The sequence below is a fragment of the Methylocaldum sp. MU1018 genome (genome assembly GCF_053646775.1).
The window spans coordinates 1,418,509-1,430,618 of the sequence record NZ_CM132195.1 but is presented as its reverse complement, the minus strand read 5'-3'; the positions used below and the strand labels follow the sequence as shown (position 1 = coordinate 1,430,618).

The following is a 12,110-nucleotide window of genomic DNA, read 5'->3' as shown; positions in this document are numbered from 1 at the left end:
AGGCCGCTGTTACGGCCCAATTATCGAAATTATCTAGGAAAACGACTGGATATACAAAAAGCGAACATTCGAGAAGAGGCAGAGGAATGTTTCTCGCAGTTCCGCGTCACCCGACGGATCGAATACAACCCGGACGCTTTTGCCTGCAAACCGTCTCGCGCCGGTTCACGCCCGAAGCGCGCCGATGCACTGACAACATAGTTACAAGCATTTTTCAGGCGCTTATCGAAGCCTCGATCTCGTCGAGTTCATGCAATAATCTCGCATCCTTCTTGTGAAGCTCGATTTCCATATCCCAGCCTCCGGTATCGTCGGATTCCTCTCTCAAAATCCGCGCCGTACCATACAGCCTCGCCCTCAGCCCGGCATTGGCCGGAGCCAAATGAACTCTGCGGTGGATGACTTCGCCTCGAAAAAGCGCTTCCAATGCCTGCTGGAGCAGCGGCAAACCTGCGCCCGTCTTTGCGGACAGCCAGACTTTTCCAACGTCGCCGCTTTCATCCTTCTCGATGTGAGGCTCGGTGTCGGCAATCCGATCAATTTTGTTGAAGACCTGAATTTGGCGCACCCGATCAGCCCCGATCTCGCCCAGGACCCGATTAACTTCGCACACGGTTTCATCGGCTCGCTCATCGCTTGCGTCGATGACGTGAAGCAACAAATCCGCCTCGGCGGCTTCCTTCAAAGTAGAGCGGAATGCAGCCACCAATTCATGTGGCAGGTGCCGGATAAATCCAACCGTGTCGGCGAGAATCACTGTCGAATTCGGCGCCAACTGCAGACGCCGCAAGGTGGGATCAAGGGTGGCGAACAGTTGATTCGCAGCATAAACGCCAGCCCCCGTTAACGCATTGAAGAGAGTCGATTTACCAGCGTTCGTATACCCCACCAAGCCGACGACGGGCAATTCGGCCCGCCGCCTGGCGGTTCTCCCCTGGCTACGCTGTTGTTCGACTTTTTCCAAACGTTTTTGAATCTGCCGGATACGATTGGCGATAAGACGCTTATCCGTCTCGAGCTGAGTCTCGCCCGGCCCGCGCAGACCGATGCCGCCTTTTTGACGTTCCAAATGAGTCCAGCCACGCACCAAACGAGTGGATAGGTGCCGCAATTGAGCCAACTCGACCTGGAGCTTACCTTCGAAGGATTGCGCCCGCTGGGCAAAAATATCAAGGATTAAACCGGTACGATCTATAACCCTGACCGAGATCTCTTTTTCCAGATTACGCTCTTGACTCGGGGTTAATGGATGATTGAAAAGAACCAGCTCCACCTCATTCTCCCGGACGATCCGGGCCAATTCGTCGAGCTTCCCTTTTCCGATGTAATAACGCGGATCAGGAGCTTGTCTTTTGCCTATCACTACAGCCACAGGCTCGGCGCCTGCGGATAAGGCAAGTTCCTGAAGTTCTACAAGAGCTTCGGTCTCGTCCTGAGCAGCCAAGTGAACAAGCACGGCGCGTTCGCCGGACTTCGGCCTTTCAAACAATTAAACTGTTCTCCCCGACCAGCCTCGATATGACCATCTTATCGTTCGAACGAAATTCTCGACTAACCCTCGTCTTCCAGACCTTCAGCCGCATGCGGCAGACGCACCTGGCGCGCTGGAACGATCGTAGAAATAGCATGTTTGTAAACCATCTGGCTTACCGTATTCTTGAGTATGATCACGTACTGATCGAAAGAATCGACTTTACCTTGCAGCTTGATGCCGTTTACCAGATAAATTGAAACAGGAACGTGTTCTTTTCTAAGTGCATTTAGGAATGGATCTTGTAAATTTTGCCCTTTTGACATCCTCTTTCTCCTTATTGTTATAAGACCGACGCTCAGTCCTTATTAAAACAAATCTCTAATTTTTTAGCCAGGCGGAATATCCCGGCATTGGCTTACCAGTGATAAACCCTAAAAATCGACTCAAATAGTCACCTATTCCTTCCCGATCAATTCGATTTTGTAACCATCCGGATCCGCGATGAAGGCAATAACCGTACTGCCGTGCTTCATGGGGCCTGCTTCGCGCAAGACTTCGCCGCCCGCCTGTTTTATGCGTTCGACAGCCTGGTAGACGTCATCGACCTCGATCGCAACATGTCCAAAGGCGTCCCCCAGGTCGTAACGCGCAACACCCCAATTATATGTCAACTCAATCACCGAATTGTGCTGTTCGTCACCGAAACCGACAAAGGCGAGAGTAAATTTACCTTCAGGAAAATCTTGCTTTCTCAATAACTTCATTCCGAGGACTTCCGTATAAAAACGGATAGACCGGTCCAACTCTCCAACCCTGATCATCGTGTGCAAGATACGCATCTACTGCCAACCTCTGCTCATTCCGCCAAAATCAAAATCATCGCGAACGTCCTACGACGAGACTACCGCTAGTTCAGCGCTGACGAGACGGCGTGCGCCAAACGGTCGGCCATGACGCGCACGACATGAGAGTCCTGGCCTTCCACCATGACCCTTATCAGGGGCTCGGTTCCCGATGATCTGAGGAGGATGCGTCCTTTACTGCCGAGTTCGCGCTGAATTTCGTTCTTCAACTTTTGGACCGATCCAAGGTCGTCCAAATTGACCTTCTCCCGCACCTTTACATTGACCAGGCACTGCGGGTACTTAGTCATGCCGCTCTTCAACTCGCTGAGCGATTTTCCCGTATCGTGCATTGCCGCCATGACCTGCAACGCAGAAACGATACCGTCGCCGGTCGTGATCCTGTCGCGGCAGATGATGTGTCCCGAGCTTTCACCTCCAAGTACGCTATCATGCTGAAGCATCATCTCCATCACGTAACGATCGCCTACCGCAGCCCGCTTAAACTCCAACCCCAAGGCGTCCAGCGCATGCTCCAATCCCAGATTGCTCATCAAAGTCCCGATGACCGGGCCTTTTAACCCGCTGCTTTCCAGTCGCGATTTAGCGATGATGTAAACAAGTTCGTCGCCGTCGACGATCTCTCCTTCCTGATCGACCATGATGAGTCGGTCACCGTCTCCGTCCAGGGCAATTCCGAAATCCGCCCGCTCCTCCAATACCGTCCGACTGAGCAGTTCGGGTTTGGTCGCTCCGGCACCGTCATTTATGTTCAAGCCGTTGGGCTGAACGCCGATCGCCACCACGGTCGCACCCACTTCTTCGAACACATGAGGCGCGATATGGTAGGTCGAGCCGTGGGCGCAATCGACAACGATTTTGAGCCCGGTAAATTCGATGCGGGAAGGAATGGTGCTTTTGCAAAATTCAATGTAACGCCCCACGGCATCAGTGATGCGAACGGCTTTGCCAATGTTCGACGACTCCACCGTCGTCATCGGCTTATCCATTTGCTCTTCGATCTGGAGTTCGATTTCGTCCGGAAGTTTCATTCCATCGGGACCGAAGAACTTGATCCCGTTGTCGTAGTGCGGATTGTGCGAGGCGCTGATGACTATTCCTGCCTGAGCCCGAAACGTTCGGGTAAGGTAAGCGATGGCCGGGGTCGGCATCGGGCCTAGCAACTGGGTGTTAACTCCCGCCGCCGCAAGCCCTGCTTCCAGGGCTGATTCAAACATGTAACCGGAAATTCTGGTGTCTTTTCCGATCAGAACATGGGATGGGTGGCGATCCAGCGAAAATACGCGGCCTGCCGCCCAACCCAACTTCAGCATAAAGTCCGGCGTAATGGGATACTCCCCTACTTTGCCGCGGATCCCATCCGTACCAAAGTATGCTTTTTTCATTCCTGGCCCTTTAATCAAAAAATCTCGTCATGTCGACGCTCTGCCGTAAGCGATGGCCGATTCGCCGAAGCGGTTCGGACACATTAATATCTTCTGCTTTCAAGAATCATCGAGATTACGCAATCAGCCCTGCCGCCGACAACCCCTACAATTACTCGAGACCCCCAGTCCTCACTGTTCCCATCAAAACTCCGGCCGTCGATGGCCGATGACTGTACATAAAATCCATGCCTGGTTAGTGTAGGCGATCTCAAAAAAAACAAACCCCCGCACCTAAAGCGATGCTCGGGGGTCTGTAACGAGTCGGGAAAACGGAATTAGTGCTGTTCTGCCGCTTTACCGATACCGCCGGTTCCTTTCACCTTGGAAGGTTCTTTAGGACCCAAGCCCGCAGCACCGCCACTCGGAGGCGCCTCGCCCCAGCTTTGCGGCGGACGCGGAACCTTGCCTTCCATGATATCGTCGATCTGGAATCGATCGATCGTCTCGTATTTGATCAAGGCCTCCGCCATCAAATGCAACTTTTCCATGTTCTCTCGCAACATACGTTCAGAACGCTCGTAATTGCGATCGATCACCGAGCGAATTTCCTCATCGATCAAATGCGCCGTCTCCTCAGACACCATTTTGTGCTTGGTGACGGAGCGTCCCAAGAACACTTCCCCTTCTTCCTCACTATACGCCAAGGGTCCCAGGCGCTCGGAGAGGCCCCAGCGGGTGACCATGTTGCGCGCCAAATTAGTGGCCCGTTCGATGTCGTTCTGGGCGCCGGTCGTCACCCTTTCCTTGCCGAAAATCAGCTCTTCTGCGATACGGCCTCCGAACAAACTCGAAATCTGGCTCTCCAGTTTCTGTTTGCTCGCGCTGTACTGGTCGCGCTCCGGTAAGAACATGGTGATCCCCAGGGCTCGGCCGCGCGGCATGATGCTGACTTTGTACACGGGGTCGTGCTCGGGAACCAGCCGCCCTACAATGGCATGGCCTGCCTCGTGGTAAGCGGTGAGCTGCTTCTCTTCATCGCTCATCACCATGGACTTGCGCTCCACGCCCATGAGAATTTTGTCCTTGGCTTTCTCGAAATCCTCCATGTCGACAGTGCGCTTGTTCTTGCGGGCGGCGAACAAGGCCGCTTCGTTGACAAGGTTGGCGAGATCCGCGCCGGAGAAGCCGGGCGTCCCCCGCGCCAAATATTGAACTTCGACGTTGTCGGCGATCGGCACCCGCTTCATGTGGACCTTCAGGATTTGCTCGCGGCCGCGAACGTCGGGCAGCCCAACGACGACCTGCCGGTCGAAGCGCCCCGGACGCAAGAGCGCAGGGTCCAAAACGTCAGGACGGTTGGTTGCCGCGATCACGATAATGCCTTCGTTTCCTTCGAAACCGTCCATTTCGACGAGCAACTGGTTAAGTGTCTGTTCGCGCTCGTCATGGCCGCCTCCGAGGCCGGCGCCGCGATGCCTGCCTACCGCGTCGATCTCATCGATGAAGATGATGCACGGCGCATTTTTCTTTGCCGTCTCGAACATGTCGCGCACACGGGAGGCGCCGACGCCCACGAACATTTCGACGAAATCCGAACCCGAGATCGAGAAGAAGGGAACCTTGGCTTCTCCGGCAATCGCGCGGGCCAACAGGGTTTTGCCGGTACCCGGAGGTCCGACCATCAGCGCTCCGCGCGGGATCTTGCCGCCGAGCTTCTGAAACTTGCTCGGATCCTTGAGGAAGTCGACCATTTCTTGAACGTCTTCCTTGGCTTCCTCGACGCCAGCCACATCGGCAAACGTCACCTTGACCTGATCTTCTTCGATAAGCCGGGCCCGACTCTTGCCGAAAGACATGGCTCCCCGCCCGCCGGTACCGCCTTGCATCTGACGCATGAAGAAAATCCACACGGCGATCAGCAGCAACATCGGGAACCACGAAATGAAGATCTGCATCAGCAACGACTGAGATTCCGGCGGCTGAGCCTTGATCTCGACATGGTTCTTCAACAGGTCGTCAACCAAGTGGGCGTCGCCAGGACTGTACGTGGTGAACTTCTCTCCGGTTCCGAGCATGCCTCGGATCATTTGACCATCGATGTTCACCTGCTTGACCTGCCCCTCGTTCACAGCCGTGATGAACTGCGAATACGACATGGTCGAATCAACCGACTTTCGGGAGCCGAAATTATTGAAAACCGACATCAAAACGACGGCGATGACCACCCACAGGATTATGTTCTTCAACATGTCATTCACGGTCTAACTTCCTCGTCGGATAAATCCGACCATTTTTTGAAATAGTTTACAAATACTATCAGGATATTGTCCGGTGTAAATGCTTCAGCCCATCGGACGTGGCCAAGCGCGCAAGACTACACATCCGCCTCCCTCTTCCCGATTTTCGACTGTGCGCGTCCAAGATGGTTCATTTTGCACTTTTCAGCCGGGCATCGTGTCGGCAAAACGGCTCTTTAAAATCGGAGCGGATCGGCTATCTTCAATAGTCCTCAAAACATATCTAAAAATTCGATCCGCCGTGCTCATCATCGATCTCGCCTCTCCCGCATTCTTTGCAGACCCTTATCCGCTCTACGCCAAACTGCGCAGCGACGCGCCGCTTTGTCCGCTCATGCCGGGCATTTGGCTCGCGACCCGCTACGAGGAAGCGAATCGGATTCTCCGGGATCCCCGCTTCGGGAAAGATTTTCTGGCCGGCGTCGCTCGCCGTTATGGAACGGACGCAGCAAAGGAACCAGCCTTTCAAATGGTGAACCGCTTCATGCTGCTGATGAATCCTCCGGAGCATACGCGGTTGCGCGCGCTCGTCAGCAAAGCTTTCGGCGTGAAGCAGGCTCCCGAACTGCGCCGCCTGGCTCGGCGGGAAGCCGATCGGCTGGTGGACGAGTTGATCGATCGGCATCGCGCCGACTTGGTAAAGTCTTTGGCTTACCCGCTCCCGGTCCGGATCATCTGCGCGCTCCTCGATATCCGGCTCGAAGATAGCCTTCGGTTCCTCGAAGACACGCAAGCACTGGTCAAGGTATTCGAACTGAGCCCGATCGGCCCGGCCGAGATCGATGCCGCCAACCGGGCCGCGCGCGCATTCGACAGCTATTTCCGGACAGTGTGTCGCGAACGCCGCGAGAATCCCGGCTCCGACCTGGTTTCCTTGCTTCTCCAAGCGAAGGAAGGGGAAGACCGGCTGAATGAGGATGAAATCATCGCCAACGTGACGCTGCTGTTTCTGGCAGGGCACGAAACCACGGCCAACATGCTCGGCAACGCGCTCATCACCCTGCACCGGAATCCCGGCCAACTGGATTTGCTTCGGACAAACCCTGCATTGCTGCCCCAAGCCGTGAACGAATGCCTCCGTTACGAGACCTCGGTTCATATCGCCGCTCGCGTAGCCATGCAGGATGTCGCCATCGGCGCGGCGACGATCAAGCGGGGCGAGACCGTCTATATCAATCTCGGCTCCGCCAACCGCGATCCGGATGTCTTCGACGAGCCGGAGCGGTTTCTGATCGAGCGTCCCGAACCGCCTCGAAAGCCGCTGCCATTCGGGGGAGGCGTTCATTATTGCCTGGGCGCCCGACTCGCGCGCATCGAACTCGAAACGGCGCTCGCCGTCCTGTTCCGCAGAATGCCGGAATTGCAACTGGAAAGCGTGGATCGCCCGTCCTGGAAGCCAACCATCACCATCCGCGGCCTGGACCGCTTGATGGCCCATTGGTAAAGAAAACGGTTGCAAGCGGACTGGAGACGGCGTTTAAAACCGTTCATTTTGGCTGAAACTGTCCCGAAAGAAATAAGTAAGCACCCGAATGGGCGAATCGGACCATCAGAAGCTTATATGTCCTCACCGCTCAGGCGTTTGAACGGAATGCCCAGCCCACACCCACGGCAGGAACCCTGAGTCCGGTTTGACAGCCCGGCCAATCAAGAATAATAGCTTCTCGGCCTATGCGAGGCCGGTTTTTCGGCCGTTAAAGACAATCCAAGGAAGGTTTATGTCGCAATCCCAATCCAATAGCGCATCTGCCGGCGCCCCGAGCGAATGCCGCATCGGCCTCGGCGCGATCGACGTCTTCTCGACCTGTCCTCAATCCGATACCGGCGATCCGAAAACCTATCGGCAGCGTGTCGCGGAGGTCGCTCGCTGGAGTGAGGGCATCGGGTGCCGGGGCATTCTGGTCTACACCGACAACTCTCTGACGGACCCGTGGCTGGTAAGCCAGGTGATCCTGGAGCACACCGCCGCGTTATGTCCGCTGGTAGCCGTCCAGCCGATCTATATGCACCCCTATACCGCCGCCAAGCAGGTCGCGACGCTGGGATTGCTGTACGGGCGGCGCATTTATTTGAACATGTTGGCCGGCGGATTCCGCAACGATCTGCTGGCCCTGGGCGATTCGACGCCTCATGACGAGCGCTATGCGCGAACGATCGAATACACGACGATCATCCGGCAATTGCTCGAAAGCCCGACGGGCGTCAGCTTCGACGGCAAGTATTACCGCATCCAGAACCTCAAGATGTCTCCGCCGCTGCCGCGCTCGCTGTGGCCGGGCATTCTGATATCGGGATCGTCCGAGGCGGGCATGGCGGCGGCCCATGCGATCGGCGCGACGGCGATCAAATACCCGCAGCCGCCCGATCAAGAGCGGGGAGTCGGAGACGATGTCCGGGTTTCCTGCGGCATCCGGGTAGGTATCGTGGCTCGCTCCTCGGGCGAAGAGGCGTGGCGAATCGCTTTGCAGCGGTTCCCCGAAAGCCGCGAAGGCCAACTGACCCATCAACTGGCCATGAAGGTGTCGGACTCCCACTGGCACAAGCAGCTCTCCGAACGAACGGAGGAATCGAACGGCGGCGACGATCCTTATTGGCTGGGCCCGTTCCATAACTATCAGACGTTTTGCCCTTATCTGGTGGGCAGCTACCAACGAGTGGCCCGGGAAATTGCCGGCTACGTCAGGCTCGGCTATCGCACCTTCATTCTCGATATCCCGCCCGACGAGGAAGAATTGGAACACACGGCCATCGTTTTTCGTGAAGCCCTGGGGAGCTGACGATCATGCCCGAACTGTTGCAGCACTACCTGTTCCGACAGGCCGAATTGCGTCCCGACGCCGTCGCCGTCGTATTGGGAAACGCCTCGCTGACTTACGGCGAACTGGAGTGGGCCAGCTCGAAGCTCGCCTGGCGCTTGCGCGAAGCCGGCTGCCGCCGCGGCGACCGGGTTTGCCTTCTGGTGCCCAAGTCGCCCACGGCGATCGTCGCCATGCTGGGGATACTCAAGGCGGATGCGGTCTACGTGCCGATCGATCTGGCCAGCCCGGCCGCGCGGCTGGCGCGCATGGTCCGAATCTCCGAGCCGTGGGGCGTTTTGATTTCGGCCGACGCGGTGAAGCTTTTGGACGACACCCTTGAACAGACGGACATTCCCGATCTTGCGGTCGGCTCGGTCGAACCGTATCCGCTGGCGGGAAACCGGTTCGCCAGCCGGCTCGATTTCACGGAACTGCATACCTATCCTTCGGTACCGCCGGACTACGAAAACACCGGGCGCGATATCGCCCACATTCTATTCACCTCCGGTTCGACGGGCACCCCCAAGGGCGTCGTCATCACGCACGGCAGCGTGATCGCCTTCGTGGAGTGGGCAAAGGACTACTTCGGAATCGCGCCGGGCGACCGGATGTCGGGCCATACTCCCTTGCATTTCGATCTCTCCACGTTCGACATCTACGGCACGCTCTCGGCGGGAGCCGAGCTGCACATGGTTCCGCCGGCGCTCAACCTGCTGCCGCACAAACTGGCCGATTTCATCCGCTCGTCCGAATTGACCCAGTGGTTTTCGGTCCCCTCGGCCATGAATTTCATGGCCAAGCACGGCGCAGTCGCGCCCAACGACTTTCCCGCGCTCAAGCGGATGTTGTGGTGCGGGGAGGTGTTGCCCGTCCCCACGCTCATCCATTTCATGCGACGGCTGCCGCACGTCCGGTTCACCAATCTCTACGGCCCGACCGAGGCGACCATCGCGAGCAGCTATTACACCGTGCCCGAATGCCCCCGGGATGAACGGACGGCCATTCCGATCGGCACGGCCTGCGCCGGCGAGGCATTGCTGGTGCTGGATTCGGAGTTGAACGAACTGGCGCCCGGCGAGACCGGCGATTTGTACATCGGCGGAGCGGGGCTGAGTCCCGGCTACTGGCGCGATCCGGACAAGACCGCCGCGGCCTTTCTGCCGCATCCCCGCGCGGCCGCCGCCGACGACCGGCTCTACAAGACCGGCGATTTGGCCAGGCGCGGCGAAGACGGCCTACTCTACTTCGTCGGGCGCGCCGATACCCAGATCAAGAGTCGTGGCTACCGCATCGAACTGGGCGAAATCGAGGCGGCGTTCCATTCGCTCGAGTGCCTCGAAGAGTCCGCGGTGGTGGCCGTGCCCACGGACGGATTCGAGGGTAATGCCATCTGCTGCGCCTATGTGCCGCGGCCCGGCTACCCGGTGTCGCCGGCATCCTTGCGCCAGCAGGCGTCCCGATTGCTGCCGGGGTATGCGCTGCCCGCGCACTGGCGGGCGTTTGAACAACTCCCCAAGAACGCCAACGGTAAGATCGACCGGCCGAGTTTGCGTAGTCTCTTTCAGCATGACACGGCTGTGAAAACTTGACGGCAAGCGACCGGCCGGCCCGCTTCCGAAGGCGGCCGATAGCCAAGCCTTTTCGTGCGGGAAGACGGCGCGCAGCCCGTCGGCACGGATCGCCTGCCATTCGATTCATCGGCCCATAAGGACCAGAGGGAAACATGCATCAAGATGCCCACTCACTGACCCAATCGGTTACTCGCCTTTTTTCCGATTGCCTGAATATCGACATCCCCGCCCCGGATTCCGATCTGATGGACGGCGGATTGCTGGATTCCCTGCTGCTCGTCAATCTGATCGTGCAGTTGGAGCGGGAGTTCGGAGTCTCGGTATCGATCGACGATCTGGATCTGAATCTGGAGAATTTCCGTACGGTGAGTCAAATCGCGGTCTACATCGAACGCCGGCGGAATCTCTCCGATGTCGCGTGAACCGGTCCGTCCGCTAACACCGCGGCGCCAAGCCATTCGCCCGCTCATGCCGGGCGATGTTGCAGCCGTGGCGGCGGTTCTCGAGCAGGTGTTCCGCTCGGGCCGCCCGGTAGCGCCGGGCGGACTGGCCGATTACGTGCGCCGCCTGTGTCTCGACCCGCGCGGCTACGACCCCGACATTCCGTCGCTGGTCTACGAGGATGCCCGGGGCCGCATCGCCGGTTTCCTGAGAGTGTGGGTGCGGCGCATGGTTTTAGACGGCAAACGGATCCGCATGGCGTGCAGCGGACCGTTCGCCACCTTGCCGGAGATTCGGGCCAAAGGCGCCGGCGTCTTTCTGCTTCGGCATTTTCTCGACGGCCCGCAGGACCTGTCGATAACCGACGGCGCAAACGACGAGGCGCGCTACCTGTGGGAACGGTTAGGCGGGCAAGTCGCGCATTTGCAGTGCCTTGGCTGGAGACGGCTGCTGCGTCCCGTAGGCTATGCCGGCGACTACATCGCTCAAAAACGCCCGGCTCTCGGACCCGTCATCGTGGTCTGCCGGCCGTTATCGGCAGCGTTCGACGGTGCGGCGCGCAGCCTGATGAAAAAAGGCGCGTTGCGCCCCGCGCCGGCGAGCCGCGAACTGGTCGAGGAAGCCGCCGCCCCCGAAACGATGGCGGCGGCTTGGCCCCGAATAGCCGCCCGCTGGAGGCTTCGGCCCGATTACGACCCATCCTATTTGACCTGGCTGCTGAACGAGATGACGCGCGTCACTTCGCGAGGTTCGCTGGTGGGGCGGCAGGTCCGCGATTCGAGCGGCCAAATACTGGGTTGGTATTTGTATTACCTTTCGCCCCGCCGCATCGCCGAGGTGATGCAGATCGCCGCCGCCGAGCGCGGGGAAGACCGGATTCTCGGCTGCCTGTTGGCCGATGCCGACCGCCGCGGCGCGCTCGCCGTGCGCGGCCGGATAGAGGCCGGGCTTGCCGATGCGCTGCATCGCAACCGCTGCCGAAGCTATTATCGGGCGTCCACGCTGGCGCTGATCCATTCGCGGCGGAGCGAGGTCGCGTCCGCCATTCACGCCGGCCAAGCCTTTTTGACGCGGGCGGACGGCGAATGGTGGACGGGGTTTCTCGAACGGCTCTGAGGTTCGTCCGACGGCCGGTTAGAGCATTATTCGATCGAGTGTAGCGTTCCCGAGCATCGCCGGTCGGAACCGGAATGGCCCTGCGGGCGCGGCGACTAGCGGCACCTCAGTCGAGTGTTCGGATATGTCATCCGCTATGCGAAAACGAAAAAATGCTTTAAGAAGCGGGAAACCGGCACATTC

The 12,110-nt window shown here is 58.2% G+C and carries 10 protein-coding genes; 5 read left to right on the top strand and 5 right to left on the bottom strand.

Going from position 1 to position 12,110, the window contains the following annotated elements; translation table 11 throughout:
* Positions 1-214: 214 nt before the first annotated feature.
* The 5 genes from hflX to ftsH form a co-directional block, all read right to left on the bottom strand.
* The gene (hflX, locus tag ACWJKU_RS06730) at positions 215-1,489 is read right to left on the bottom strand and encodes a ribosome rescue GTPase HflX (RefSeq protein WP_454147010.1); all 1,275 of its coding nucleotides are present in this window, start codon (positions 1,487-1,489) and stop codon (positions 215-217) included.
* A 62-nt stretch (positions 1,490-1,551) separates the two neighbouring features.
* Complete coding sequence (hfq, locus tag ACWJKU_RS06725) at positions 1,552-1,797, bottom strand: RNA chaperone Hfq (RefSeq protein WP_077730579.1); 246 nt, start codon at positions 1,795-1,797, stop codon at positions 1,552-1,554.
* Between the two features lie 132 nt (positions 1,798-1,929).
* Entirely contained in the window at positions 1,930-2,313 is a 384-nt protein-coding gene (gloA, locus tag ACWJKU_RS06720; protein ID WP_454147008.1) for a lactoylglutathione lyase, read from the bottom strand.
* A gap of 68 nt (positions 2,314-2,381) precedes the next feature.
* Positions 2,382-3,722 (bottom strand): phosphoglucosamine mutase, encoded by a 1,341-nt coding sequence (gene glmM, locus ACWJKU_RS06715; RefSeq protein ID WP_454147006.1) that lies wholly within the window; start codon positions 3,720-3,722, stop codon positions 2,382-2,384.
* A 317-nt stretch (positions 3,723-4,039) separates the two neighbouring features.
* Positions 4,040-5,953, bottom strand: a complete 1,914-nt coding sequence (gene ftsH, locus ACWJKU_RS06710) for an ATP-dependent zinc metalloprotease FtsH (RefSeq protein ID WP_454147004.1) — start codon at positions 5,951-5,953, stop codon at positions 4,040-4,042.
* 289 nt (positions 5,954-6,242) lie between these two features.
* Here ftsH and ACWJKU_RS06705 point away from each other — a divergent pair, with 289 nt between their 5' ends.
* The 5 genes from ACWJKU_RS06705 to ACWJKU_RS06685 all read left to right on the top strand — a co-directional run bounded on the left by ACWJKU_RS06705 (position 6,243) and on the right by ACWJKU_RS06685 (position 11,927).
* Positions 6,243-7,445, top strand: coding sequence for a cytochrome P450 (locus ACWJKU_RS06705; protein WP_454147002.1), 1,203 nt, complete (start codon positions 6,243-6,245; stop codon positions 7,443-7,445).
* A gap of 274 nt (positions 7,446-7,719) precedes the next feature.
* Positions 7,720-8,778: an LLM class flavin-dependent oxidoreductase gene (locus ACWJKU_RS06700; protein ID WP_454147000.1), complete on the top strand. Its 1,059-nt coding sequence runs from the start codon at positions 7,720-7,722 to the stop codon at positions 8,776-8,778.
* Positions 8,779-8,783: 5 nt separating this feature from the next.
* Positions 8,784-10,388 carry an amino acid adenylation domain-containing protein gene (locus ACWJKU_RS06695; protein ID WP_454146998.1) on the top strand — a complete coding sequence of 535 codons (1,605 nt, stop codon included), beginning with the start codon at positions 8,784-8,786 and terminating at the stop codon, positions 10,386-10,388.
* 134 nt (positions 10,389-10,522) lie between these two features.
* Positions 10,523-10,792, top strand: coding sequence for a phosphopantetheine-binding protein (locus ACWJKU_RS06690; RefSeq protein WP_454146996.1), 270 nt, complete (start codon positions 10,523-10,525; stop codon positions 10,790-10,792).
* On the top strand, positions 10,782-11,927 hold the full coding sequence (locus ACWJKU_RS06685; protein WP_454146994.1) for a hypothetical protein: 1,146 nt from the start codon (positions 10,782-10,784) through the stop codon (positions 11,925-11,927). The genes ACWJKU_RS06690 and ACWJKU_RS06685 overlap by 11 nt, the downstream gene beginning before the upstream one ends.
* The last annotated feature ends 183 nt before the right edge of the window (positions 11,928-12,110 follow it).